The sequence below is a fragment of the Arthrobacter sp. DMZ02-1R genome, from assembly GCF_057747935.1.
On sequence record NZ_CM173230.1, the window covers coordinates 1,507,856 to 1,533,804 of the forward strand.

Annotated in this window: 21 protein-coding genes; 9 read left to right on the top strand and 12 right to left on the bottom strand. The window is 59.9% G+C overall.

The annotated features are described in order from the left end of the window. Window positions 1-5: 5 nt before the first annotated feature. Window positions 6-1,475, top strand: a complete 1,470-nt coding sequence (locus AC3ANQ_RS07280) for a sensor histidine kinase (protein ID WP_488304465.1) — start codon at window positions 6-8, stop codon at window positions 1,473-1,475. A gap of 127 nt (window positions 1,476-1,602) precedes the next feature. On the opposite strand, the gene AC3ANQ_RS07285 is transcribed toward AC3ANQ_RS07280, so the two are convergent. Next, a complete protein-coding gene (locus AC3ANQ_RS07285) occupies window positions 1,603-1,851 on the bottom strand; it encodes a WhiB family transcriptional regulator (protein ID WP_003804966.1) in 249 nt (82 codons plus the stop codon). Between the two features lie 227 nt (window positions 1,852-2,078). Between AC3ANQ_RS07285 and AC3ANQ_RS07290 the strand changes: the two genes are divergently transcribed. Continuing rightward, window positions 2,079-2,576 carry a hypothetical protein gene (locus tag AC3ANQ_RS07290; protein ID WP_488304466.1) on the top strand — a complete coding sequence of 166 codons (498 nt, stop codon included), beginning with the start codon at window positions 2,079-2,081 and terminating at the stop codon, window positions 2,574-2,576. A 24-nt stretch (window positions 2,577-2,600) separates the two neighbouring features. Here the strand turns inward: AC3ANQ_RS07290 and AC3ANQ_RS07295 are convergent, their stop codons facing one another. Next, on the bottom strand, window positions 2,601-6,674 hold the full coding sequence (locus AC3ANQ_RS07295; RefSeq protein ID WP_488304467.1) for an FtsK/SpoIIIE domain-containing protein: 4,074 nt from the start codon (window positions 6,672-6,674) through the stop codon (window positions 2,601-2,603). Window positions 6,675-6,887: 213 nt separating this feature from the next. On the opposite strand from AC3ANQ_RS07295, the gene glf reads away from it, so the two are divergent. Genes glf through AC3ANQ_RS07315 form a run of 4 tightly spaced genes read left to right on the top strand, consistent with a single transcriptional unit; the run spans window position 6,888 to window position 11,684 of the window. After that, complete coding sequence (gene glf, locus AC3ANQ_RS07300; RefSeq protein WP_488304468.1) at window positions 6,888-8,075, top strand: UDP-galactopyranose mutase; 1,188 nt, start codon at window positions 6,888-6,890, stop codon at window positions 8,073-8,075. Window positions 8,076-8,086: 11 nt separating this feature from the next. Then, window positions 8,087-10,051, top strand: a complete 1,965-nt coding sequence (locus tag AC3ANQ_RS07305; RefSeq protein WP_488305278.1) for a glycosyltransferase — start codon at window positions 8,087-8,089, stop codon at window positions 10,049-10,051. Then, window positions 10,052-10,921 (top strand): ABC transporter permease, encoded by an 870-nt coding sequence (locus AC3ANQ_RS07310; RefSeq protein WP_488304469.1) that lies wholly within the window; start codon window positions 10,052-10,054, stop codon window positions 10,919-10,921. Window position 10,922: 1 nt separating this feature from the next. Beyond that, window positions 10,923-11,684 (top strand): ABC transporter ATP-binding protein, encoded by a 762-nt coding sequence (locus AC3ANQ_RS07315; RefSeq protein ID WP_265977135.1) that lies wholly within the window; start codon window positions 10,923-10,925, stop codon window positions 11,682-11,684. A 56-nt stretch (window positions 11,685-11,740) separates the two neighbouring features. Here the strand turns inward: AC3ANQ_RS07315 and AC3ANQ_RS07320 are convergent, their stop codons facing one another. The 8 genes from AC3ANQ_RS07320 to AC3ANQ_RS07355 form a co-directional block, all read right to left on the bottom strand. Then, the gene (locus AC3ANQ_RS07320) at window positions 11,741-13,708 is read right to left on the bottom strand and encodes a DUF6541 family protein (protein ID WP_488304470.1); all 1,968 of its coding nucleotides are present in this window, start codon (window positions 13,706-13,708) and stop codon (window positions 11,741-11,743) included. A gap of 9 nt (window positions 13,709-13,717) precedes the next feature. Then, a complete protein-coding gene (gene rfbA / locus AC3ANQ_RS07325; RefSeq protein ID WP_488304471.1) occupies window positions 13,718-14,581 on the bottom strand; it encodes a glucose-1-phosphate thymidylyltransferase RfbA in 864 nt (287 codons plus the stop codon). 70 nt (window positions 14,582-14,651) lie between these two features. Beyond that, complete coding sequence (locus tag AC3ANQ_RS07330) at window positions 14,652-15,566, bottom strand: glycosyltransferase (RefSeq protein ID WP_488304472.1); 915 nt, start codon at window positions 15,564-15,566, stop codon at window positions 14,652-14,654. Window positions 15,567-15,576: 10 nt separating this feature from the next. Next, entirely contained in the window at window positions 15,577-16,464 is an 888-nt protein-coding gene (locus tag AC3ANQ_RS07335; protein WP_488304473.1) for a glycosyltransferase, read from the bottom strand. Window positions 16,465-16,472: 8 nt separating this feature from the next. Continuing rightward, on the bottom strand, window positions 16,473-16,856 hold the full coding sequence (locus AC3ANQ_RS07340; protein WP_488304474.1) for a DUF2304 domain-containing protein: 384 nt from the start codon (window positions 16,854-16,856) through the stop codon (window positions 16,473-16,475). Further along, window positions 16,856-17,608, bottom strand: a complete 753-nt coding sequence (locus AC3ANQ_RS07345; protein ID WP_488304475.1) for a glycosyltransferase family 2 protein — start codon at window positions 17,606-17,608, stop codon at window positions 16,856-16,858. Before AC3ANQ_RS07345 ends, AC3ANQ_RS07340 begins: the two co-directional genes overlap by 1 nt. A gap of 14 nt (window positions 17,609-17,622) precedes the next feature. Then, window positions 17,623-18,555: a glycosyltransferase gene (locus AC3ANQ_RS07350; protein WP_488304476.1), complete on the bottom strand. Its 933-nt coding sequence runs from the start codon at window positions 18,553-18,555 to the stop codon at window positions 17,623-17,625. A 10-nt stretch (window positions 18,556-18,565) separates the two neighbouring features. Further along, complete coding sequence (locus AC3ANQ_RS07355; RefSeq protein ID WP_488304477.1) at window positions 18,566-19,804, bottom strand: polysaccharide biosynthesis protein; 1,239 nt, start codon at window positions 19,802-19,804, stop codon at window positions 18,566-18,568. Between the two features lie 96 nt (window positions 19,805-19,900). On the opposite strand from AC3ANQ_RS07355, the gene AC3ANQ_RS07360 reads away from it, so the two are divergent. Genes AC3ANQ_RS07360 through AC3ANQ_RS07370 form a run of 3 tightly spaced genes read left to right on the top strand, consistent with a single transcriptional unit; the run spans window position 19,901 to window position 23,102 of the window. Continuing rightward, window positions 19,901-20,656, top strand: a complete 756-nt coding sequence (locus tag AC3ANQ_RS07360; protein WP_488304478.1) for a glycosyltransferase — start codon at window positions 19,901-19,903, stop codon at window positions 20,654-20,656. 34 nt (window positions 20,657-20,690) lie between these two features. Then, window positions 20,691-21,689: a dTDP-glucose 4,6-dehydratase gene (gene rfbB / locus AC3ANQ_RS07365; protein WP_488304479.1), complete on the top strand. Its 999-nt coding sequence runs from the start codon at window positions 20,691-20,693 to the stop codon at window positions 21,687-21,689. 3 nt (window positions 21,690-21,692) lie between these two features. Then, a complete protein-coding gene (locus AC3ANQ_RS07370) occupies window positions 21,693-23,102 on the top strand; it encodes a sugar nucleotide-binding protein (protein WP_488304480.1) in 1,410 nt (469 codons plus the stop codon). A gap of 93 nt (window positions 23,103-23,195) precedes the next feature. Here the strand turns inward: AC3ANQ_RS07370 and AC3ANQ_RS07375 are convergent, their stop codons facing one another. Continuing rightward, window positions 23,196-24,911, bottom strand: a complete 1,716-nt coding sequence (locus tag AC3ANQ_RS07375) for a DUF2142 domain-containing protein (RefSeq protein ID WP_488304481.1) — start codon at window positions 24,909-24,911, stop codon at window positions 23,196-23,198. Beyond that, entirely contained in the window at window positions 24,908-25,915 is a 1,008-nt protein-coding gene (locus tag AC3ANQ_RS07380) for a substrate-binding domain-containing protein (protein ID WP_488304482.1), read from the bottom strand. Before AC3ANQ_RS07380 ends, AC3ANQ_RS07375 begins: the two co-directional genes overlap by 4 nt. Window positions 25,916-25,949: the final 34 nt, after the last annotated feature.

The window sequence follows — 25,949 nt, forward strand, 5'->3', positions numbered from 1 at the left end:
GTGCAGTGGCAATCTTTACAGACCCCATCAGGGAGCACGCTGATTTCGGGCCTGGAGATGCCGAATGGCTGCACCTCCTGGTCGGCGACTGGCAGATGGTCGCCGACCTTGCGTTCGCAGACTTGGCCCTGTGGTTCCCACATCCTGAATTCGGCTACATCGCGTTGGCACACGTCAGGCCGTCGACTAGCCACACGGTGTTTCATGCGGACTTCGTCGGGGAGGGCATCCGATCGGATTTGCAACCGATAGTCGACAAGGCATGGTCCAGCCGTTCAATCGAACGCTCCAGTGAAACGAGCTGGAGCAGCGAGATGGCGCTGCGGGTTGAAGCCGTGCCCATGGTCAGGAACGGGCGGACCCTCGCTGTCGTCACGTCGCATATGGACCTCTCCAGTTCACGAATGCCTTCCCGTCTGGAGCTGACTTACAGGCAATGCGCCTACGATCTGCTCCGGATGGGAACCCTGGGGCTGTGGCCTGACTTCGCGTCACCCACGGGCTCTCGCCGAGGCGCGCCGCGCGTGGGTGACGGCCTGATCAGGCTCGACGCGGACGGCATCGTGCAGTATGCGAGTCCGAACGGTGTCTCCGCTTTCCGCCGCCTCGGCGAGGTGGAGACCTTGGAAGGGCGGTCCCTTGCGGAGGTAACCGCAGGACTGCTCAAAGACCGGCGCATGGTGGACGAGACTTTGCCGCTGGTAGTGACCGGCAGGATGCCGTGGCGGAGCGAGATTGAGTCCCGCGGCGTCAGCCTGTCATTGCGCGCAATTCCGTTGCGGGATGAAAAGCATCGTTTCGGCGCTCTCGTTTTGTGCCGCGACGTGTCAGAACTGCGGCGCCGCGAGCTTGAGCTTGTGACCAAAGATGCCACGATCCGTGAAATCCACCACCGTGTCAAAAACAATCTGCAGACAGTGGCCGCCTTGCTGCGCATGCAGTCGAGGCGGATGGTCAGCGATGAGGCGAAGCAAGGCCTGGAACAGGCAATGCGGCGGGTGGCGACAATTGCGCTGGTGCACGAGACCCTTTCGCAGGGGCTCACGCAAAGCGTGGACTTTGATGAGCTGATCGGACGCCAATTCCGGCTCTCGGCCGAAGTAGCGTCCCCTTCCCAGCATGTCCGGACAGAGCGCTCAGGTCTTTTCGGTGAATTGCCGAGCGACTTTGCCACGCCTCTTGCTCTGGTCATCAACGAGCTCGTGACGAATGCCGTGGAGCACGGCCTCGAAGGCCGGGCGGGCACAGTATGGCTGATAGCCGATCGTTCGACGGGGGAGCGCGGCGACGAACTCCTGACCGTGACCATTGCCGATGATGGCGTTGGGCTGCCCGAGGGGTCATACACAGAAGGCCTCGGCCTTCAGATTGTGCGGACGCTTGTCACGAGCGAGTTGGGTGGCAGCATCCAGTGGATGCCCCGAGACGGGGGTGGCACCGCCGTCGAGATCGTCCTGAGCCTGGTGCGAAGCTGACCCCAGGAGCACATCATCGGTGTGCTGGTAGCCCAGCGAGGAATACAAGGATGGCCCGGACCTTGGGTCCGGGCCATCCTTGTATGTTCTTTTTGCTGAGGGCGGCGTGTCCTATCGCCTTCAGGCGTTAGGAAGCGCGGCGTGCCCGGGCGGCGCGGCGCTTGAGTGCGCGGCGCTCGTCTTCGCTCATTCCGCCCCAGACGCCGGCGTCCTGGCCCGATTCGAGAGCCCACTGAAGGCATGTGTCCACGACAGGACAGCGACGGCAGACACTCTTCGCTTCTTCGATCTGGAGAAGCGCAGGGCCGGTGTTGCCTACTGGGAAGAAAAGCTCCGGGTCCTTGTCAAGGCAGGCTGCGCGGTTACGCCAATCCATGCTGATCAGTCGCTCCATTCGTGAGTACTAGTTAAGCCTTTTGTGAAAATATTCACGAGAGGCTTCATAGGAAAGGGGCCCATTGGGCCCCCTTGATCGTCTCAGTCAAGCGTGTCATGTTAACGCCGTGTAAACAAGGGGTTCGAGACTTTGAAACCGTGAGCGATGCATCACATTGGCTGCCGGTCTACTCACAGGTATTCGACTATGTCCGGTAGTGTGCCAGTGTGTCAAGACCCCCTCTGAACCCCGCCCAGGGCCCTGCCATGCCAGGCGACGACGGCCAAGGGACCAGCCACGACAACTCTGCCGTAGCGTCCGGCGGAGGAAGGCGTCCCAAAGGAATCGTTGTTATTTCGATTGTGGTTGTGCTGGAAGCCCTCGCACTGTTGGCCGCGGCGGCCCTGTACATCTACCAGCTGGCGATCGGGGCTCCGGTGTCCTCATTCTGGGGAGCGGTGTTTACCCTGGCCCTGCTCCTGGCCTTCTCTGCGTGGTTGTTTGCCGTGGGCCACTTTTTGTTCCGTGGCTATCGTTGGACCCGCGCGGCCGCGTTGGTTGCCCAGTTGTTCGTGCTGACGATCGGATTTCCCACCATAACTGGAGGGCTGCTTCTTGGCGGCCTCGCCATGGTGGTGCCGGCGTTGGCCGTGATTGTCCTTTTGTTCGACAAACGGGTTATCGCCTTTGCGTCCAGAACGGGCGGATCCCGGGCCGCGCTCTGACCTCTTTCGCTCTGGCAGGGCGCTTCATTCTGGAGCGGCGATCTGTACCGGGCGCGTTCTTCCGTTCTCAATCAGGACAGCACGGCCTGGTGGGCGTGCCTGTTCGACGTCGACGCGTACCCCGAAGAGTTCCCCGTCGGTAGGCGACGTCCTGCCAAGGAGGATCCCGCTTCCGTGGGCTCGGGCCAGGGATGCCATGGGCGTCCGCTGTAGCAGGGCCGGGCTGTGCCCGGCAGTTGCCACTACAGAGAATCCCATAGTGGGAAGTTCGGCCAGGAGCAAGCCGGTTGCGCTGCTCAAGTGTTCGGCGTCGTCCACCAGAAGAATGGTGCCGGTACCCACAAGCTTGCTGCTTTCATTCCTGCGGAAGTCCGCCCAGAAGGCATCCGGATCTGTACCTTGCGGTGGTGACCGCCATTGATGGCCTGGGTTGAGCAGCGGCAACGCTGCGAGCAACGACGACTTGCCGGATCCGGCGGAGCCGAGGGCAAGAAGGACTCCGGAACGCGGGAGCGTGATCCAAGCAGGTTCATGTTCGTCGCCTCCGAGCCCGAGCAGCACCGCTCTGCGCGCGAGAGCCGGAGTAGGAGCAGCGGCTTCGGTTCCGTGCCCGGCCACTATGTCCGAGGCCCGGACGAACTGCGGCAATGGCTCCACCCTGAAAGGGCGCCGTGCAGGCTTAGGGGGTTCGCGGTACGGCCAGGCTGTGCTTGGCGGCGGTGCCACGAACTGGGCGACAGCGGTGTCGACATCAAGGAGGTCCCCAGTCACCACGGCTCTGCCCCGCAATGGCTTTGTTGCCGCAAACCGCGGCCACGCCATCCGGCCCTCTTCCGTAGTGCCGAGGGGAAAGTATGCACGGTTGGGAATTGACCCGAACAAGCGCGAAGCGACCAGTTCTCGGTCACCCGTTACGAGAACCGTCAGTCCCGACTTCGGCCCGTCGCGGACTAAGTCGTGGACGAGGTCCTCGGCCCATGCAAGCGGTCCCGTCCGCAACTGGGAGAGCCAGGACCCCCAGCCGGAAATGACAAGTAGCAAAGGAACTTCTCCGGCGACAGCATTCCGGGCCTGCCGTGCTGACATTTCATTTGACAGCCGCTCCAGAATCCGGACAGCCCTCCTTGCATCGCTGAGGGAAGCGACGGCACCGACGCGCCCGCGGGCTGCAACGCCTGCAAAAGCGCCGTCACCATCCAGGACATAGACGTGATGTTCCTCGGCATTTCCAACAAGCTGCGCCGTTATAGCACGGCAGGCGTCTTCGACTCCGCTAGCAGGAGAACCCACAAGTCCGAGATTCCCGTGCAGACGAGGAGTCCAGAGCAGGCCGGTAACTCGTTGTTGCGCGGGCAAGTCGACTACGCCGAGGTAGGCCGTTCCGACTTTCGCCTTCGCGGGCTCCGCATGCTTGCCCGCCGATGCGGCTGCGCTGAGGCATTGGTGCAACGAGATTGATTCAGGAAGCGCGTCCGCAACAGGTCTCCGGGGCGGTCTGCCTCCGAGGGTGTCCCAAACCTGATTGATTCTTTCGATGATGGGACGCGCCGCTTCTGCAGGGGTTACCCCTGCGCTCTGAATCTTTGCCTCGGCGATCTCAGATGAACCGCTGACAAGGAGCGACTCTGCTGCCGGACGGGCCACGATCCTCGCCAGTGATCGGATTCCCTCTGCTTGGGAGAGTGCCGCCGACTGGAAAAGCTCAGCATCTTCTTCCCCTCGAACCAAATAGGCCCGGCCAGGGAGGGACACCGGAATCGTTGCCGCAGCAGGCGATTTGATGATGTCCCTCGATTCCATGTCTGATTGGACGCGAAGAGCGATATTCGTGGTGACGTTGGCCCGGATGTCAGCACTCAGTGCCCCCTGCGGACGTTGTGTCGCCATGACCAGATGGATACCTAAGGACCGGCCGAGGGTAGCGATCCGCATCAGTTCGGCCAGGGCAGCCGGGGCGTCTTCAACAAGCATCCTGAATTCGTCGATCACAAGCACCAACCGGGGGAGGTCGGGCAATCGGTTTCCGCGTACTGCCCGGATCCCATCCCCAGTCCAAGGGACCCTGGCCCAGTATGCCGGCAAATCAGGGACATTGGCCTCCGAAAGGAATCCTTCCCTCATCCGAACCTCGGCACGGAGTGACGCAAGGGTACGCTCCAATTCGTGTTCGCTGAGATCTGTGAGCATTCCGACGCACTGGGGTAGATCGATCAAAGGCCCGAGGCCCGAACCACCTTTGAAATCAACAAACAGGAAGTTGACTCGGTCGGGGCTATGGGTCAGCGAGATCGCCGTCACGATAGTACGTAGAAGCTCGGACTTTCCTGATCCCGTCGTTCCGGCCACAAGGAGATGCGGTCCGTCGGAAACCAGGTCAAGGGACCGAGGCTCGTCGGCTCCTTGACCGATGACCGCGGACAGGCCGCTGCTGTCTGAAGAATCGCTCCAGCGGGCCGCGATGCTTGAGGGGTCATTCGGAAGCAGGTCAGCGAGCATGCACGTAGAGGGGACAAACGACGCCTTTGCTGTCGCCAGTGCGGGCACGGCTGCCACCGAGCGGCAGTAGCTGTCAAAGACAGAGTACGGGACCAAGTCAGGATCAAATTCCGTATCTGAAAGGCGCGATCGGAAGACTGCGCGACTGTTCCAAAGCTCGACAACGCAATGACCTTCAGTTCCGCCTGCCGTGCGTTGGAAGACTCTCCAGCCAGATTCGGCCGCGGCCTGCCGGAGCGAATCGTCCTCAGGATCAGGCTCGGACCCCACCAAAAGGAGTACTCCTGGTTCCCCGGTTCCCGCGGAGAGGAAGGCAGTCGCTGACCGGATGTCTGTGGTCATGGTGACGCGGGGGAGGAAGCGGGCGCCGAACGGCAAATGGGCAATTGGGCCGTGGATGAGGATCGGGACATTCGCTGCGCTGGGGAACACCGCAAGTTGCATGAGCAGAAATCTGAACATGCCGTCGACCTTTGCTCCAGGTCCCGCAAAGGAAACGGCCTGGATCGTGGGGTCCAAAACTACTGGAACCGGGCCCAACTGAGGCGGTTTGAAGCTTGGATCGGGGGGATCGAGGGCAACCAAGGCGTTCTGTATACAGGTGCCGAGTCGGAGCCAGATTTCATGGCAGCTTACCGTGCCTCGCGCCGTGCCGGTTCTTGACAGTGTCGACTGCTTCCGTCCGCGTTCGTCCGAGACCGCTAAGGCAGATGACTTGACGGTAAAGGCTAGCTCTGCGGCGGAGGGTGAGCATCGCCGTCGTCGGGCCCTGTCTTGTTCCACAGCTTCTTCGACCGCCGCGGCAAGAAGGCGGCGCTGCCGTCTTCCCGAAATCGCCGGAGTGAGGACTGCGATGGCAGAAACTGCAGTGAATCCAAGGAACATCCACATTCCCGTGGCAAGAGCGACGCCGACTCCCAGCAGGAGCGGTAGCCCCGCAGTGAGGAGCAGTTGGATCCGGGAGTGGGTGTCGCTGCGAGTCTGCACCAAGAGAGGCTCCGCGATGCTAAGGCCCGCTGTCCCCAGTGACTCAGTCCCGAATTCTCCATCGTCGAAGACTACCGACATGGCCGACCCGCCACATCGGATTCTGGAAGCCGTCGAGAGGAAAGCGGAGCGGATTTTTCGTCCATCCACCAGGGTCCCGTTCGCGCTCCCACTGTCAGTTATCGTGACTGCTGTCTCGGAAATCGCAAGGGCAGCGTGGAACCGGGAAACCTCAGGATCCGCGAGGGAAATATCGGCGCTGCTTCGCCCGATGCTGTAACTGCCCCGTTCCAGCGGGACGATCAGGCCCGCAGAAGGTCCCGCATGGACTAGAAGCGACAGCGCTGCCGGCGCGCGTCTGGCGTCTGGGACGTCTTGTCCCCACGAATCCGCGCCGTCAACCAACACTGCTCCGGACATAAGTGGCGCGGCGCCGACGGTGAGACCTTTGAGCGGTCTCCCGTCGACCACCAGTTCCCCGGTTCCGAACTCAGCGGCGACTGCGGCCTGGACGAGGGTGCCTGAGCTACCCTCGCCCACGGCGATGGCCAGCTCAACGGGTTCCGCTTGCCGAAGTGCCCGCGGACCCCGGACAAGGGTGCAATGGAATGTCACTCTGTGTTGGCTCCTTCGGCTCTCGCGACGGCGGTTCTTCCACGATATTTGGGATGAGGGTTGGATGTTCGTGGTCAGTTGGCCTATGTGGAAAACACCGCGCGCGCTGGGCGGAGAAAGGGCCCAGCGGCAATTGGGCGCGCTATCTCGGGTAGGCTTGACCTGCAGCCAATGCACACCATTGGGCTGGCCATATTCGAACCAGGAGATTTTGTGACCGCTGACCTCGTCATTGTCGGGTCAGGCTTTTTTGGCCTGACGATCGCAGAACAGGCAGCCACCGAGCTGGGCTTGAAGGTTGTTGTCCTCGACCGCCGGCATCACGTCGGAGGCAACGCATACAGCGAAACGGAAGAGCAGACCGGAATCGAGGTCCACCGGTACGGTGCGCACCTGTTCCACACGTCAAATGAACGAGTGTGGGAGTACGTCAACCGATTTACAACTTTCACCAACTACGTTCACAAGGTGTACGGCGTCCATGGGGGCGAGGTCTACTCGCTGCCCATCAACCTGGCAACCATCAACCAGTTCTTCAGGGCCAACCTGACGCCCGGCGAAGCGCGGGCACTTATTCAGGAGCAAGCAGGCGAACTTGCCGGAACGGACCCGCAGAACCTCAACGACAAGGGCATCCAGCTGATCGGACGCCCCCTGTACGAGGCGTTTATCAAGCACTACACCGGCAAACAGTGGCAGACGGACCCCAAGGACTTGCCCGCTGGAATCATTTCCAGGCTTCCGGTCCGCTATAACTACGACAACCGCTATTTCAACGACAAGTACGAAGGCCTTCCGACCAACGGGTACACCGCGTGGATCGAGAAGATGGCCGAGCACCCGAATATTGACGTCCGGCTCAACACCGATTTCTTCGACGAGTCGCACGAGTATTCCAAGGACAAAGTCGTAGGGCAGATCCCAGTTGTCTACACCGGGCCCGTTGACCGTTACTTCGACTTCATAGCTGGAGACCTGTCGTGGCGAACCATCGATTTCGAAGAAGAAGTCCTCGATGTGGGTGACTTCCAAGGCACATCGGTTGTCAACTACAACGACGACGACGTCGCGTTCACGCGCATCATTGAACCGCGCCATTTCCACCCCGAACGTGACTACCAGACGGAGAAGACCGTCATCATGCGGGAGTTCTCCCGTTTTGCGGAAAAGGACGACGAACCGTACTACCCGGTCAACACCGCGGATGATCGGGAGAAATTATTCAAGTACCGGGATCTTGCCGCCGCAGAGAGGGACGTGCTTTTCGGTGGCCGGCTGGGCACCTACAAGTACCTCGATATGCACATGGCAATCGGCTCGGCGCTGTCCATGTTTGACAATAAGATTCGTCCGCATTTCGAAAGCGGCGCAGCAATTGAGAGCGGAGGAGTGGACGCGTGAGTAGCAGCAAAATGCATGTACTCCAGCGAGTCATCCTGCCTTCCGACGACCAGATCGACACAACTTCGCTGTACGTCGACGCTGGCCCGGCAAACGGCATTCGTTTGCGCGAAAACGATGAATTCGCAAGGAACCCTAAGCCGCCTGAGGAGAAACTTCACTTCGTCAGCTCGGGCAGCGAGGAAGTCCATTTCGAGGATGTCCTCTCCAGGAGTTCGGTCAGGCTCCGCGCGGGAGAGCAGCTTTCGTTCGGAACGTACTTCAACGCTTTTCCGGCGAGCTACTGGCGGCGCTGGACGGACCTACAATCGATCCGTCTCGTTGTCCGGACAACAGGCCACGGCACCGTCACCGTCTACAAGTCGAACGCGCGGGGCACCCTCCAGCGCGTTGATGGAGCCCGGGTACAAGGAACTTCTGTCACTGAGTTCGACCTCTCACTCAAGCCCTTCGGCGACGGCGGCTGGTACTGGTTCGATCTTGCGTCCAGCCGCGAAGACCTCACGCTAGATTCGGCAGAGTGGCAGGGGGCGGAACGCGAGGGTAATCCGGGGAAGGTGACTCTGGAGATCACCACCATGAACAAACCGGACTTCTGCCTGAACAATGCCAGGATTCTTTCCGAGCATCCCGAGGTACTGGAACACGTTCAGGAAATCCTCATTGTGGACCAAGGAACACAAAAAGTCGCGGATCAACCTGGCTTCGCCGAAGTTAAGTCTGCCCTCGGAGGCAAGCTGCGGATCATCGACCAGGCCAATCTTGGTGGTTCCGGGGGGTTTTCCCGCGGCATGTATGAGGCTGTGGAAAACGGAAGTGACTACGCCCTCTTGCTCGATGATGACGTCGTCATCGAGCCGGAGAGTATTTCCCGGTTGCTGGTTTTCTCGGACCATTGCCGCAAGCCCACTATCGTCGGTGGGCATATGTTCGATCTCTACAGTCGCAGCGTGCTGCACACGTTCGGCGAAGTGGTGGACCCGTACCGCTTTGTGCCAGCCATGCCGCATGCGGACATGGAGATGAGGCATGATTTCAGCGTTGCGAACCTTCGGCAAACCCCCTGGCTTCATCGCCGTGTCGACGTTGACTACAACGGTTGGTGGATGTGCATGATCCCGACCGAGGTCATCCGCGAGATCGGGCTGTCCCTTCCGCTCTTCATCAAGTGGGACGACGCCGAGTACGGGCTTCGAGCTCGAGAGGCGGGTTTTGCCACTGTGTCCTTGCCCGGCGCCGCAGTCTGGCACGTGTCCTGGATCGATAAGGATGACCTGGTCGGTTGGCAGGCATATTTCCATGGCCGGAACCGCCTCATTACGACGCTCATTTACAGCCCCTACAAGAAGGGGGGCAGGGTGATCCGGGAGTCGTTCCAAGCGGACGTCAAACATTTGGTTTCCATGCAGTACTTCACCGAGCACTCCCGCCTCGACGCCTTACGGGACCTCTTCCTCGGACCTGACCACTTGCACCGCAATATCGCCACTAAGCTCGGCGAAATCAATGCAATGAAGTCCAACTACCCGGATGCCCAGATGCGCGAGAACGTGGACGACTTCCCTGCACCGGCCTTGGGCCAGGGGCCTTCCGGCCTCAACCCCATCGGGCTGCCCCACAAAAAGGACCTCGTCAAGTGGGGGGTCACCACGGTCGCCCGTCAGTTGATGAAAAAGCCGGCGCCTGAGGCGGCGGAGCGGCCCCAAGGTTTCCTTGCCCACCGCGACAACAGATGGTTCCGCCTGGCACATTACGACAGCGTCGTGGTCTCCAACGCCGACGGCACAGCTGCCTCTTGGTACAAGCGCGACCCGGAGCAGCTCAAGGCCATGCTGGCAGAAGCAGGAAAACAACATGCCAATCTCTATCGCCACTGGGAGGAGCTCGCGGAGCAATACCGGAAGGCTCTGCCCGAGATCACATCCATGGAAGCCTGGAAGAAGACGTTCGGCTTGGCCGACGGGGAAGGCCACTAAATGACACAACCCGTGACCGACTTGGTCCAACCGGGTCGCGGCCGCGGCATCATTGACGTCTACAAACACAAGTTCCTGCTCCAACTGCTGGTCCGCAAAGAGATCAAGATCCGCTATCGCGGGTCTGTGCTTGGACTTCTGTGGTCGTACGTGAAGCCGTTGATGCAGTTCTTGATCTACTTCGTAGCTCTCGGAGTGTTCCTCGACATGCAAAGGGGAACCCCAAATTATGCGATCTATCTTTTTGCGGGAATCGTGTTGGTCAACTTCTTTACGGAGTCCCTAGGCAACGCGACGCGCTCCATTGTCGACAACCGGGACCTGATCCGTAAGATCTACTTGCCCCGGGAATTGTTCCCGGTCTCCACCGTGTGGGTTTCGGCCGCCCATCTGCTTCCACAGGTTGTGGTCTTGGTCGGCGCCTGTTTGCTGAGCGGTTGGAGTCCATCAATTTGGCAGCTTCTGGCCGTCGTTGGAGCCTTCATCTTGACCGCGATCCTTTCCACTGGGCTCGGTCTGTTGTTCGGTGCTGCGAACGTGTACTTCCGCGACTCCGAGAACATCGTCGACATGATTCTCATGATCGTCACTTGGGCTTCGCCGGTCCTTTATGTGTGGCCTATGGTCCAGCGCGTCATGGGTCCATGGTTCTTCCTGTACCAGTTGAACCCGGTGACAGTCGCCGTCGAAATCTTCCACTGGGCGTTTTGGTCACCCACGCTGAGCGCCGAGCAATCGGTGTCGATCGCCATGCCGCCGGACCTGCTCACCGTCTGGTTTCCGTCTGCCTTTGGCGTGGCTGTACTCGTCCTCGTGATTGGCCAGCTCGTTTTCATGAAGCTGTCCGTTCATTTTGCCCAGGAGCTCTGAAATGTCTGCACCCACGGAAGTCTCCGACAGCGTAGCGATCACCTGCCGGAATTTGCGGAAGAAGTTCGTGCTCCGGCACACCCGCAGCATGAAGGAAGCAATCGTGTGGTTGTTGACCGGGCGCAAGGGGGACCTTTCCAGGAAGTTTGACGCGCTCAAGGACGTTTCGCTTGACGTTGAACAGGGCGAAACGGTCGCATTGCTTGGGCTCAACGGTTCGGGCAAGTCAACTCTGTTGAAGCTCATTTCAGGCGTGCTGCAACCGGATGAGGGAACTGTGCATACGCGGGGGAGGGTGGCCGGCCTGATCGAGGTCGGGGCAGGGTTCCACCACGACCTCAGTGGCCGCGACAACGTCTACCTCAACGGGGCCATCCTTGGGATGAGCCAAAGCCAGATCGACGACATGTTCGACTCTATTGTCGAGTTCTCCGAAATCGGAGAATTCATCGACACTGAGGTCAAGTTCTATTCCTCCGGCATGTACTTGAAGCTGGCATTCTCAATCGCGGTCCACACAGACCCTGAGGTCTTCCTGATCGACGAAATCCTGGCCGTGGGCGACGAGCCGTTCCAACGCAAGTGCATTGTCAAGATCAACGAATTGGCGGCGGCGGGCAAGACGCTGTTCGTGGTGAGCCATGACCTGGATCTGGTGGCCTCGGTGTGCAAACGCGGAGTGTTGTTGGAACACGGCCAAATCATCATGGACGGCGAAGTGCACGCAGTGGTGAAAGAACTTCGACGGCGGTCGGCGGACTAGCGGCAACCCATCGGCCCCGGCTAGTGTCCTTCCGGGCGGCTCGGCGGCGCGTTGGATCAATTGCTTCCGCAAGCCGTAATCTTGTAGACCCTGGCGTTCCCTTGGCTGTCGACGAGCTGAACTCCCGGATTTACATCCAGGTGCGTGAGGCCCGCCGGAGTGTGGTTGCCGCCGTGGACTTCAAGCGTTCCGAAGTCGAGAACATAATACGCGTGCTGGCTCCGGACTGCCCGGCACACGTCAGGGTCATTTGAGACAGTCCCCAAGCGGTCGTATATCTCTTGGAGATCGGGGGAAACGTAGCTAAGGATGTGAAGTTGCGCAGACTTTCGATCACCCAGGGCATAAGAAAGGGACGCGCCGGTATACGGGTTCCCGATCAAGACAGCGTCTTGGGGGACAACATTGTGCAGTCTTTGGATGATTGCCAACTCGTCTGTCGAAACCAGGGGGGAATCGGCTGACAAGGCGTATTTCGACGCGGTCTGTTCGACTTCCTTGTTCATTCCACCCACCTGACCCATCACCACGGCGCCAATGATGAGAAGAACCGTTCCCCCGGCTTGAACCGGCAACCGGAGTGCCGTCCTCCGGGCTGGATTCGGGTTCCCAGCTCCAAGGACCGTTCGAATCTTGGGTGAAGCCTTGATTTTCTCGCAAACCCAATCGAGGCCAAGGGCAGCGAGCAACACTGCGATGACTGGGAGAAGCGCCGCGATGCGATAGCTGTCGTTGTACCAAACACCGGTTAGAAGGCTTCTCACCCTGGAAATCGGGAATCCCGAAACCACTACGAAGAGGCCCGTAAAGATCAGGAATACGGCAACGATCCACCTGTACCGGGGCCGTCTTACGCAGGTCCAAGCACCCAGTAGAGCAAAAGGGGCAACCAGCCAAGCGGTGGGCAAGTCCAGCGGCGAGAAGACCAGGGCTTCGCCCAAGGATTGTGGAACCGTATGGTACGGACCCCAAAACGAAGCGCCAGACGGCGGCCTGAGAACGATCCAGAGCGCAAGAAAAACGACGCAATAGGCGAGCATCGCTGCGATAGGTCGTCGCAGGCTTTGCGAATTTCCTCGGCGTAGCCGGATGGCTTTCCAAGCAAGGACCGCTGCCATGGGGGCGGTCCACGTCAGCCACGCCATGAAGGTGGTCGGATGTGCCACGAGAAGTCCGGACAAACTCAGTATGAGTGCCAGGAGGGCGGGCAGATCGCGAGGCACCCAGGCAGGGGCGACGCGGGAAATCGCCGCAGCGAGCGCGATCGAGCCTGGCAAAACGCTGATTGACAGCAGATTGGGGTACAGGACGCCAAAATCCATCATCAAGAGCGGGAAGGCGCCGAGGGAGGCGCAAGCAATTCCCGCGGCCAGAGCCACAGCAGGAGAGCGGCCTATCGCCCATCGGGACATCAAAAGGCAACTCAGTGGCCAAAACAACGCGGCAATGACGATGTTGGCGATATTCACTGCGGAAGGAACGTCCAACGCAAATGTGGAGGCGACCAAGCTTGCCACCGCGTTCCAGCCAGCAGGATAGAACCCACCGCCCGTCATGTTTCCAATCGTCAGCGACGAGGCGTTTCCGGTGTCAAGGGAGTACTTGACGGAATTGAGGTGAAAGACGGCGTCGTATGTCTGCGAGAAATGTTCGGGACCGCCGACCGCCTGCATGACCCGGGCACCAACTACGACCATCGCCAGTCCGGCGGAGACAAAGGGGATGGCCCGCCGCCAAAGGCTGGATCTCACGATCATGCCTGTGCTCGCGCCCCTGTGGGAACGGGACAGGAACCAGGCAACGACGCCGAGGGCCAGGGCCAAAGCGGCCACCGGAACCAGGTTGAACCTGATATTCAAGAACGGACTCACCGTCGAGGCGATGACGATCACGCCTACCGACAGAGCAGGGGACAACGCCAGCGCATCAAATCCTCGGTACCGTAATCCCAAGGCCACGAGCAGACCGGGCGAAACCAACAACAGGGCAGCACCGATCAGCTGCGGCAGGACCGACCACCACACGCGCGGGGACTAACCTTCCAGCAGGCCGTGGAGGTATGCTCCGTAACCGCTCTTTACCAACGGCGCGGCGCGCTCACGCAGCTCATCGTCTGAAAGGAACCCTTGGCGCCAGGCGATTTCTTCAGGGGCCCCGATCTTGAGGCCTTGGCGGTTCTCCACCGTGCGAATGAAGTTCGAGGCGTCGTTTAGGTCGTTGAAAGTACCAGTGTCGAGCCAGGCCGTGCCCCGCGGAAGGATCTCGACATGGAGTTTTTCGTTCTCGAGATACGTCCGGTTGATGTCCGTGATTTCGAGCTCGCCCCGGGCCGAAGGCTTCAGGTTCTTCGCGATCTCCACGACGTCGTTGTCGTAGAAATAAAGGCCGGGAACCGCATAGTGCGATTTGGGGTGTTCCGGCTTTTCCTCCAACGAGATGGCTTTGCCATCCTCGTTGAATTCGACCACTCCGTAGGCCTTGGGGTCTTTTACCCAGTAGCCAAAGACCGCGCCACCGTCGATGTTTGCATGTTTCCGCAGCTGCGTTCCCATGCCCTGTCCGTAGAAGATGTTGTCCCCCAGAACGAGGGCTACGGTTTCATTTCCGATGTGTTCCTCGCCCAGGATAAACGCCTGGGCCAGTCCATCCGGCGAAGGCTGCTGGACGTAGGAAATATTGACGCCAAACTGGGAACCGTCACCAAGAAGCCTTTGAAACTGTTCGGCGTCGTGGGGCGTCGTGATGACGAGGATGTCTCGAATGCCCGCCAAAATGAGCGTGGAGAGCGGGTAGTAGATCATCGGCTTGTCATACACCGGGACCAGCTGCTTGCTGATGCCATGAGTAATCGGATGCAGACGAGAGCCGGTGCCACCGGCAAGAATGATTCCACGCATGGTCCCCATCATCCCTTACCTTCGAGTCCGCGGCAAAACCGGCGATTGGCCAAGGGCCCGCACTGAACTCCTAGCTGAGGTGCGCTTTTCCACTCCGGCCGCGGATGCCGTCGATTGTGCCCCTTAACGCAGACCGCAGCCGGGCAGCGCGGCCCGGTGCCAAGGCCGTGACGAAAAGGAGATGCCTCACGTCCAACAACAGGCCGCCGGCGACCCACCCCGGATGCACTTTCGCATATCGGCGACCTACAAGAATCCTGTTTCTGAATATGTAGTAATAGCGCCAGGAAGCCGCGATCCGGACCTTCAGGGTCTGGTCCTGGAACTTGATGTCTTTGCCCCAGATATTCGCATCTACCAATGAGCCCAGGGAATGGTCGAACTCGGCATCTGCCAGTACTGTCGGTAGTCCTGCATCGAGGGCACGGAAGTAATACTCCGTGTCCACAAGGTCAATGAACAGCCCATCCCAGAAGTTGCCAATCGTATCCAGGGTTGAAACCGGAATCAGCAATCCGGATTGAATCGGTTCCCGTCCCAGCTGAACCCCGGATTTCGAGCCTGCGGTCTTGACGGGATTGCCGTGGATTCGCGCAGGCGATACGAGGCCAGGGGTGATCCCAGCGGCCGTGGCAGATTCAGCGGCTTCCATTAGTTGTTGAACATACTCGGCCGTCAGGAGCGAATCCTGGTCGACCGTGATGATGTAGTCGACCGACCTGGTGCGTGCCAGGTCGATCCCCGCATTCAAGGCTGATGCGATTCCGGAGTTTTCTTCGAGCCGCAGTACCAGCGCACCCGCCGCGGACGCGGCGTCAAAGATGTGGTCGAAACCGGGCCCGCCGCCGTCGTCGACGACTACTACTGTGGTTAGCTGGCGAAGGAGGGACGAGACGTTTTCGACCAAGTGCGGCGTAGGACGAAAAGCTGTGACAACGGCGGCAACTTGGTTCAGCCGCTTCGACGGATCAATATCGAGTTGCACGTCGAATTACCTATTTTCCAAGAGTGTGGCGAAGGAGGGAACCTACAGCCGCCGGGCCGCCGTGCAATACTGCGCTGGGAAGCAGGACGAGAGCATGGCCCCGGGAAGTGAGGCGTAAGTCCGCCGCTCGCGATGCCTTCCGCCAACCCTTCTTCGTGCAAAGGTCGCTGGCAAGTTTGAAGTATCCGCGCTCCCCGGCGAAACGGGAACCATCCAGCAATTTTCTTGAGGAAGCACTGCCGGTGTGCCTGCGGTACGCGAAACACACCTCTGGCTCGATCAGAAGCTCGGCGCCAGCCAAGACCATATCGATGATCAACCCAAGATCCTGGATGACGTGGAGGCCGTCGCGAAAATCGAAGTCGCTTATCTTGTCGCGCCGAAAAATCAGGGAGGGCCAGTAGAGCCAGTCGCCATGGAGCAGGCTGACTGCCAGCTTCTCGCCCCTGACCACCCTCGCTTCGGACCCGCGAGGTTTGACCAAGTGCTGCTTCACGAAGTCCACAATCGGCCGTGCGGAATCCCCGGCTTCATCGATCACTTCGACACCTGGCTGGATGATCCAGGCGTCTGGAAAGTCCCGGTGTGCGCCGAGGGCGACATCGACGAAGTTTGGGAGGAGAACGTCGTCGCAACCCATGACTACCAACGTGTCCTGCGTCGCCAGCGAGACACACGTGCGGAAGTTCTCCGTAATGCCTTGGTTGGTTTCCTTGCGGATGTAGGTGATCCGAGGGTCGTTGAATTGTTCGAGATACTCACGGACCTCGTCGCCCGGATAAGCATCGTCCACAACCGTGAGAAGCCAATCGTCCGAATCCTGCGCGAGTACGCTGTCGACCGCCTGCCGCATGTAGTCAGGATCCCCCCAATAGGGAATGAAGATGTCCAGGGCCATTCGGTTCCTTACTTCGGGCTGGAGGGAGTTGAAGTATCGTCCTCTGTGGTTTCTGCGCCCTGAAGTTGTTCTAGGAGGGCCCGCATGATCGCAACTTCTTCAGCCAATGTCCTGGTCTCATCTTCGACGACGGAGATTTCCCAAGACAGGTGCAGACACACACCCAACAGCAGCAGGATGCTGATAATGAACAGCAGATTTGATGGCAGCTGAACGCCAACGAGTTCGGCAACAATGGTTAGCAATCGGGGGAACGCAGCAAGGACAAGGGTTCCAGTCCCGACGACGAGCCAAAGCGCAGCGTACTTCTCGCGAAGCTTCTTGCGTCGGAGCATTTCGAAAACGATCCCCACGATCGCCAAGGCGAGGAGGAAGGCAGCCAGATTTCCCATTAGGAAGCCCCCTGGGCCGATGGTGATACGGACGGAATGGTGGACCTCTTGCGGGTTAGCGCGAAGAGGAGAGCGAAGGTGGAGCGGCCTAGGTAGACCGCTGCCTTGGCAGGGTTGTGGCTAGGAGTTCCGCCCTGGCGTGGGCGCATCGCGACAGGGATCTGCGTCACCTTGCACCCCGAACGGATGGCTACAACAAGGGAATCGATTGTGTCGCCCAGATACTCTGCCGGATAGTGGTCCAGATACTGGTCAATGGCTCGGCGGTTGGCAGCCCGGAATCCGGATGTCACATCTGTGAGGCGCGTCTTTGCCAGACCGGAAATGACCCTTGCAAGGAACTGCATTGCCCATTTTCTAGGACCGCTGACTTTGTATTCGCCCTTTTCCGCGAACCGGGCGCCAATCGAAATGTCGGCATGCTCCAGGCCGGCGAGGACTTCGCCGATGTTCCGCGGATCATGCTGCCCATCGGCGTCGACTTGGATCACTTGGCGGTAGCCCAGGCGCTTAGCGTACTTGAAGCCGGCACGCATTGCGCCACCGACGCCCAGATTAAAGGGGAGGTTCAGAACCGTCGCTCCGGCCTCGGCAGCAAGTTCCGCGGTGTCGTCCGTGGAGCCATCATTGACGACAAGCACGTCGTAGGGACGTCCGACACTAAGAACTTCGCGCACCGTGTCGCCAACTGACTCGGCTTCATTCCAGGCTGGCATGATGACCAGGACCCGCGTTGAGTCATGAATTTCCATCGTTCTCCTAAATGTCATCGTGGCTGGATGCGGTCGAGGAGATCCGGGCTAATGCGACCCTGCCGCCCGCGGCATGAATCGATAAGCCCCTCCCAGGCGGCGATCGCTAGATACCGTCGATCCGGGCTGAACGCGAAGCGGAGAAGTTGCGCTTTTGCGTCTTCCAGCATGCGCCGAATGACCCATGCCGGATTGCGGCGCCAGTACCTGCGGGCGAGGGTGGTCCCATTGCGCATGATGTAGTACATCCGAAAAGGCGAGTAGTAGTTGAAAGACAAATCATCACCGCGAAGTCGAAGGGGCCGCCCGAGCACCTTCGCGGGGAGGCGCGCTCCGAGGCGGTGACCAACTTCGCACCCTTCCCCGATGACTATTCTGTAACCGGCTGACCTCACCCGTGCGGTGAATTCGGAATCCACGCAGTCGATGAAGAAGCCAGTCTCGAAGTTGCCGACATCGGCCAAGGTGGAATACGGGATGAAGAACCCGGACTGCATGGGATCGAAAGCCTCTGACAATTCGCCGGAGGTTCCGAGAGCCGGCACGCGATGCCCGCTGAATGTCTCCGCGCTCACGAAGCCCACTCTTTGTCCCTTAGCAGTTGCGCGGTCATAAGTCGCGAGCGCATTTGCGACATAATCCGGGACTGGCAGCGAGTCCTGGTCAAAAGTCAGCACAAAATCCGGGTGGGTGGTCGCTTCAAGTTCCTCCAGTCCGCGGTTCAGGGCGGCTGCGATTCCGGAGTTGCTGTTCAATCGCAGTACTCTTGCTCCGGTTTGGGAAAGGCGATCGAAGATCGATTCCGACGCCGGGGAGGTGCTGCAGTCGTCGATGACGATGAGTTCGTCAACCTGCACCCCGATGGATTCGGCATTGGTGAGCAATTCATTGTCGGGGTTGAACGCGGCGATGACCGCTGCGGTTCGTCGTTGTGGACTTTCAATCACGGAGACGATCCTACCTGTCCACACTCATCGGAAGCGCCTTGGCAGGCAGGAGCCTGGACGCTGGGGCGAGCAGGCCGAAGAAGAGCAACGCCTCGCTGATGGCCATTCCCAGCGCGACACCCGGAACATTTGTGCTCAGGCCGGCCACAAGCATGAACACGACTCCGGCCGCCGCCGACATCCCAGTCCACAACAGCACAGTTCTTTGGTGCCCAGCGGGAATGAGGAGGTTTCTAATTAAGGGCGTGGAAGCCGAGAGGAAGAAGAAAGAAATCCCGTAGAAGACCGAGGTCACGGTGTCCGCTTTGTTTGCATCGCTGAACAGAATCGCTGAAGCCCACGGACCAAGGAAACCCAATCCAAGCGCCCCGACGGCCCCGAGTGCGAGGTGCGTCAACAGCGCCACCGCGTGCCGTCGTCGGGAGTCCTCTGGGCTTCCCTCGAGGGTCCAGCTCTGAAAAGTGTTCCCGACAGCCACAACGCTGAAGAGGCCGAAGCGGTAGATGCTGTCCGCCGAAGCGAAACCGGCCGTCGCTGTAGCTACTGGCACTGTTGCAGTGGCGATGGGAACCGGGGACGAGGCGTAGGCGCTTCCTGTGAAGTTGATGGCCGCTGTCCCCGTTTCGGGAACGATCTCCTGGATGACTTTCCCCGGACGCTTGGGAAACCACGTCCCTGCCTCACCAAATCGCAGCTGGAAAGCAATCGAGGCCGCAATGGTCGCAAGGAGGGCAAGCACGCCATAGATCCAGACCTGCCCGGTGACAACAATGACGGGAACGCTGAGAAGCGCTCCACAAAAGCGGGGGAGGGTGTCGTAGATGGCCAATATCCGCGGCTGTCCAGTGCCGATTCCGAACCAGGCCGGGGAAAATCCGGTGAGGGCAGTGGCCCATGCCATCGTAATCGCGTCGAGGCGAAAGCCATCGTGTGCGACGAGGGCCACGATGATGCTCATGAGCGGAAAGACAACCAGGGCAATGATGATCCGAGTCCGGATGCTTCTTGAATAGATCGACGCGCGATCCTTCGGAGAGCGGCTCCGCGCGATGGCCACCGGGCCTGAAATATTCCAGCTCCACAGGATGATCGTGGCCCCAAAGACTCCGATGGCCTGGCCGGATGTGATGCTCGACCAACCATCGGCCCCTACAACGCGCGCAATGACAGGCAGCAGAAGGAAGGGTAGAACCAACGCCAGAAGAGGAAGCAGCGTGAAGCCAGCGAGTCGAAGCAACACGGGTTTCATTACTGGTAGGTCCTATTGCTCGACGGCGTGACTTTACGATGATACGCGATGATGCCTGCCCGCTTACCTTTTGGTAACTCGCCTAGAGTGGAGCTCATGAACGATTCGACGACGCCGGATGGGCAGCCGATCCGGGTGAGTGTCTGCCTGGCGGCCTACAAAGGATCCCTCTTCATCGAGGAACAGATTGACTCCATCCTCCGGGATCTTGGTCCCAACGATGAATTGGTTGTTGTAGACGACGCGTCCCCAGACGACACCGCCGCGATCGTCAAGGGAATCGATGATCCGCGACTCCGTTTTGTCAGCGCGTCCGTCAACAAAGGCTATGTCCGGACGTTCGAACAGGCGGTCGAATTGAGCCTGGGCGAATTCATCATGCTTTCCGACCAAGACGATGTATGGATTCCCGGTCGCGTCGAACTCATGCTGGGTGCGTTGGCAGACCACAAGATCGTTGCGGGAAACTTCGACGTCCTCGGGGGCGGAGCCAGGCCGTGGATTCCACGGCTTCGGTCCTCGGACTCGCGGCGGCACCTGGCCAATCTGTTTGCGATCTTGATCGGGTACCGGGCCTACTACGGATGCGCGATGGGTATCCGCCGGGATGCGCTCAGCTACTTTGTGCCGATTCCGGCGTACGTCAATGAATCCCACGACCTTTGGCTGGCCATTTGCGGCAATGTTGCGCGGTCGATTTGCCACCTTGATGAGTCGACAGTGCTCCGACGATTGCACGACGACAATCAGACGCCGGCGGGCTGGCGTTCCCTTTCAAGAATCGTGAAAGCCCGGTTCATGATCCTCCGCCTCGTGTTCGAGGCCGTACGCAGGGTGCGCCTGCGATCTTGACCGCCCTTGGCGTGGCGTTCGGTAGGCTGTTCCCATGCAGAAACTTCTGGTCACCGGCGGTGCCGGCTTCATCGGTTCGAATTTTGTCCACTACGTCCTAGAACGAACTGTGGACAGTGTCACGGTCCTTGACAAACTAACGTACGCCGGCAATCTGGAATCCTTAAGCGGTCTGCCGGTAGAGCGGTTCCAGTTTGTCCAGGGTGACATTTCGGACGCGGAGCTCGTGGACAAGCTCGTTGAAGACTGCGACGTTGTGGTCCATTACGCGGCCGAATCCCACAACGACAACTCGCTGCACGATCCCCGTCCCTTCCTGGACACGAACATCATCGGGACGTACACGCTGATCGAAGCCGCCCGGAAGCACGGCAAGCGGTTCCACCACATCTCCACTGACGAGGTCTACGGTGACCTCGAGCTGGACGATCCCGAGCGCTTTACGGAAGCGACGCCGTACAACCCCTCCAGCCCTTACTCTTCGACGAAAGCCGGTTCAGACCTGCTCGTCCGTGCCTGGGTGCGCTCCTTCGGGCTGCAAGCCACCATCAGCAATTGTTCGAACAACTACGGCCCGTACCAGCACGTGGAAAAGTTCATCCCGCGCCAGATCACCAATGTGATCGACGGGATCCGGCCCAAGCTCTACGGCAAGGGCGAGAACGTCCGCGACTGGATCCACGCGAACGATCACTCCTCCGCCGTGCTGGCCATCATTGAAAAAGGCCGGATCGGCGAGACCTACCTGATCGGCGCTGATGGGGAGAAAAACAACAAGGACGTTGTGGAGCTCATCCTCAAGCACATGGGCCAGTCGCCCGATGCCTACGACCACGTCGTAGACCGGCCGGGCCACGACCTCCGGTACGCAATCGATTCCAGCAAGCTCCGCGATGAGCTCGGTTGGGGGCCGCAATACTCCAACTTCGACGCCGGAATTGAAGCCACGATCGCCTGGTACCGGGACAACGAGTCCTGGTGGCGTCCCCAGAAGTCAGCCACTGAAGCCAAGTACAAGGAACAGGGCCAGTAGACGATGACGATCGAGTTTTCGAAACCGCTCGCAGCCCGCGAAACCCCGATTCCCGGCGTCGTTGTCTATGATTTGCCCGTTCACGGCGACAACCGCGGCTGGTTCAAGGAGAACTGGCAGCGGGACAAGATGATCGCTCTTGGCCTGCCGGACTTCCGTCCCGTTCAGAACAACATTTCCTTCAACGAGAAGACCGGCACCACCCGCGGAATCCACGCCGAGCCGTGGGACAAGTTCATCTCGGTGGCCACAGGGCGGATTTTCGGAGCCTGGGTCGATCTGCGCGAAGGCCCGTCTTTTGGTGCCGTCTTCACCGCCGAACTTGACCCGAGCCAAGCCATCTTTATTCCCCGCGGCGTGGGCAATGCGTTCCAGACCCTTGAGGACAACACCGCCTACACCTATCTCGTCAACGACCACTGGTCTGCAGACGCCCAGAGCCGATACACCTTCCTGAACCTCGCGGATGAGACCGCTGCCATTGCTTGGCCGGTGCCATTGGACCAGGCAGAGCTGTCTGACAAGGACAAGGCACACCCGCGACTGGCTGAGGTGGTGCCAATGCCGGCTCGGAAGGTGCTCGTGGTGGGCGCCGACGGTCAACTCGGCAAGGCGCTGCGTGAAGTGTACGCCGGCAACACTTCCATAGAGTTTGCAGCTCGGGCCGACTTCGACTTGTCCAACGAAGCATCGTTTGCGGGACGGAACTGGAAGAACTACTCGACGATCATCAATGCGGCCGCTTACACCGCCGTCGACGCAGCCGAGAGCCCCGAGGGGCGGGCAGCAGCCTGGCAAGTGAATGTGTCGGCTGTGGCGCGCTTGGCGAAGACTGCGATCGAGCAGGGCCTGACGTTGGTTCATGTCTCGTCGGATTATGTCTTCGACGGCACACGCGAATTGCATGACGAGGATGAACCGTTCACCCCGCTTGGCGTATATGGCCAGACCAAGGCGGCTGGGGACGCCGTCGTCGGCGTGGTTCCGCGTCACTACATCGTGCGCACCAGTTGGGTGATTGGTGAAGGCAACAACTTCGTCCGGACCATGGCTTCCCTCGCGGAGCGCGGAATCAAGCCTACCGTCGTCAACGACCAAATCGGCCGGCTCAGCTTCACGGAAGACATCGCTGCCGGGATTAAGCACCTATTGGACTCGAACGCTCCGTTTGGGGCGTATAACCTCAGCAATGACGGTGATTCCGAGTCATGGGCGGACATCGCCGGCGGCGTGTACGAACTCTGCGGCGCATCCCGTGACGATGTCACGGGAGTGAGCACGGAGGAGTACTTCAAAGGGAAGTCCGCGGCACCACGCCCTTCCAACAGTGTTCTCGACCTGAGCAAGATCAAGCGAACCGGCTTCGCGCCGGCCCGCAGCTCCGACAGGTTGGCGGATTATCTTCGCGGCTAGTCTTCTCCAGGCGAAGCCGAAAAAGCAAAGGGTCTGGCCAGGCAAGATTGCCTGGCCAGACCCTTTACTTGTTTCCAGGTTATCCGGGAGGACTCACTCGACGTGTTGGGATATGACGAAACCATCGCGTGGAGCTTGCTCCAACGGCCGCCCATTTCGACGGCGCACTCGGCTCAACGCATGAGTAAGCCGGGCCGGGAAGAACGGAACGCCGGGATGCAGGAATGCAAAAAGTTGGGATGCTGCAAAGATCAAGGTCGCTGCAAGAAGCACGGTGAGTACTTCCCAGGATAGGGGTGGCTGCCAATCCGGCTTGCTCAACATCACGAGCCAATTGGCGAAATCCGGGATGCCCACCACGTAACGCCGCAGGATATACACGAAGCCATACACGTGGGCGGCGCATGTTGCCCACAGCAGAATCTTGGTGAGTGCCCGGCTGGTCAGATTGGCTTGGAACTTTCGGAAACGAAGAGCCAGCCCGGCCGAAATGACCGCGATCGCGAACAACGGCAGGCTGTACCTGCCCTGCCAGATGAAGCCGCTGGTCGTGACCAGCGCCGCCTGAACCAAGGCGGGAACCACCGCGAGCATCCCAATGGCCACCCAGAAACCCAGTTGCAATCGTGCGGGGCGCATCAGGAAGACCATCAGCAGGAGCGCGATGAGCAGCATATTCCAAAACATCAGGACGGCTTGGGGAACCGGAGCGTCAAGCCAACCCGCGACGCCGATGTACTGGCTCACGAAATCGAAGGACCTATCCAGCATGGTGACGAAAGCATTGGAGGGGCGGAGGCCCTCCACCGCGTTGGAAATGCCTGCGGGTGCTTCGCCGGCCGAGGGCGGCGCCGCCAGCATGGCGAAGTTCCATATGACTCCAAGCGCCACCCCGATTGCGGACAGCCCCGCAACGATGAGCAGGAGCCGGTTCCGGAAGATTGCGACGATATCGGCTCCCCGGAAGAAAAGGCAGGCTACTATCGCGCCGCACAGGAGCCACAGCAAGGAGACATTCCTCGTGTTGGCCAATGTCGCCGCCGATATACCGACTGCCAGGATTCCCGGGCGGGCAAGATGAAGCTGCTTAGAGTTCTCAAGGACCGAGACCAAGCCGCAGAATGCCGCCATCGATGCGGCGACCTCCAGTGAATTCGGATTAACCCCTGTGGCCAGGAAGAAAACCATCGGCGTCGTCGCGACGGCAGCCGCCACCATTGGCCACTTGGGATGGCGCAGCCTGGACAAAGCGGTGAAGCCGGCAGCGTAGAAGGCAGCAGATATGAGTCCGCTGACAATGCGCATGGCAAAGATGGCCGGAGCTCCTGACATGAACAGGCTGGGCAGTCCGACGAACCAATAGTAGAAGGGGTTGTACAAACCGGCCGAGGTGACGCCAATGCTGGTGTACGTGTCGCCAAGAGGGATATCAGGTGCGCAACCTGCAGATTGTTCCTTGAGGAACGCGAAGCAACGTTGGGAATCGACGTTGGCAATGTAGGAGGGAACCTGAACGTGGACGCCATTGCCGTAGGACTCGCCGGGTGCCGGGAAGAACTGGCCTCTTGCCACGGCTGCCGCCTTAATCGTGTGGGCGGGCTCGTCGGGATAGGCCATCAGGGGGGTGGCCAGGATCCACAAGGTGATGAGTGCGGCCAACAAGGCAAAAACGCGGATGAAGAATCCGAAGCCTGCCTTGGTTGCGGGCGAGACGTTCCGCGCCCGGGACCGCACCCCCTCAGTAGGCGGGAGCTCTTGCTGCGAAGTGCCGAGCCGTGTGGGACTCTGGGAAGCTGGTTGGTGGATCACTGAGCGCTCCCGATCTTCTCAATCAAGCGTGAAGCTTCCTGCAAGGATTGTTCGCTTGGGGAGCCCACCCCGGCGAAATAAGTCGAGGCTACCTGCCCGTCCGCACCGACCACGAAGTCCGCCCAAGATTTTACGAGTGAAGCAATCTGCCCGTTCTTGTAGGTGGAACAAAATGCCTGGTAGTTCACGTTCCCCAATGCATAGCCATGGTCGGTTTTTTCAGGAAGGCTGAATTCGACTCCCGTCCCGACCGTTTTGGTGGTGCCAGCCTGCACAGCAGCTGCCACGGAGTCTTTCGACATCCTGACGTAACTTCCGCCGAAGGACAAAAGTGCCGTATCAAACCGGGATCCGATCGACGCCGAATCCATGAATGCGATTGCGCCGGCGGTGCCGTCGACCTTCTTTGCGATGTCGCTGAAGTTCTTGACCTCTTGGCCGCCCTTTACCTTCGACCACTTGTTGATGACCCCTGTGGACCAACTGGCGGACTGCGAGAGATAGTGTGTGCTGGCGGAAGTCAATGCTGAAGGGGTGCTTGCCGTGACGGGCACGATGGGTGCGTCCGGAAGCGCGGTGCCCGGATTGATCGCCGCGATCGCGCCGTCATTCCAGCGACTGATGTCGCCGGAGAAAATCTTCGCAAGCACGTCCGGATTCAGTTTCAAGCTTCGGATGTTTGGCATGTTGAAAACGACACCGATCGAGGTCACCGAGGTCGGGACACTGAACGCGCCGCCCGGGCCACACGGGGCTTTTGTCAAGTCCTGCTGCTGGGGCGTCAAAGGGGCGTCGAGCGCGGCATAGTAAGCCTGGCCGGTCGCCAGCGCTTTCAGCCCGACGTCGGAGCCGTCCGGAGAGTAGCTCAATGAAGTCGCTGTGTAGGTTTTCCGCCAGGCACTGGCCCAGGCGCCGATCGCATCACTTTGAATGGGACTTCCAATTGCGGTAAGCGCACCGCGAATGTCTTGCTGCTTAGCGGGGGGACTGGCGCAAGCGGCCAAGCTGATGCCTAGAAACAGGAGGCATCCTGCCGCT

Coding starts and splice junctions, on each gene's coding strand:
- AC3ANQ_RS07310 (WP_488304469.1), top strand. CDS start 10,052: ATGACACAACCCGTGACCGACTTGGTCCAACCGGGTCGCGGCCGCGGC.
- AC3ANQ_RS07370 (WP_488304480.1), top strand. CDS start 21,693: ATGACGATCGAGTTTTCGAAACCGCTCGCAGCCCGCGAAACCCCGATT.
- rfbB (WP_488304479.1), top strand. CDS start 20,691: ATGCAGAAACTTCTGGTCACCGGCGGTGCCGGCTTCATCGGTTCGAAT.
- AC3ANQ_RS07360 (WP_488304478.1), top strand. CDS start 19,901: ATGAACGATTCGACGACGCCGGATGGGCAGCCGATCCGGGTGAGTGTC.
- rfbA (WP_488304471.1), bottom strand. CDS start 14,581: ATGCGTGGAATCATTCTTGCCGGTGGCACCGGCTCTCGTCTGCATCCG.
- AC3ANQ_RS07305 (WP_488305278.1), top strand. CDS start 8,087: ATGCATGTACTCCAGCGAGTCATCCTGCCTTCCGACGACCAGATCGAC.
- AC3ANQ_RS07315 (WP_265977135.1), top strand. CDS start 10,923: ATGTCTGCACCCACGGAAGTCTCCGACAGCGTAGCGATCACCTGCCGG.
- AC3ANQ_RS07345 (WP_488304475.1), bottom strand. CDS start 17,608: ATGGAAATTCATGACTCAACGCGGGTCCTGGTCATCATGCCAGCCTGG.
- AC3ANQ_RS07355 (WP_488304477.1), bottom strand. CDS start 19,804: ATGAAACCCGTGTTGCTTCGACTCGCTGGCTTCACGCTGCTTCCTCTT.
- AC3ANQ_RS07340 (WP_488304474.1), bottom strand. CDS start 16,856: ATGGGAAATCTGGCTGCCTTCCTCCTCGCCTTGGCGATCGTGGGGATC.
- AC3ANQ_RS07285 (WP_003804966.1), bottom strand. CDS start 1,851: ATGGATTGGCGTAACCGCGCAGCCTGCCTTGACAAGGACCCGGAGCTT.
- AC3ANQ_RS07335 (WP_488304473.1), bottom strand. CDS start 16,464: ATGGCCCTGGACATCTTCATTCCCTATTGGGGGGATCCTGACTACATG.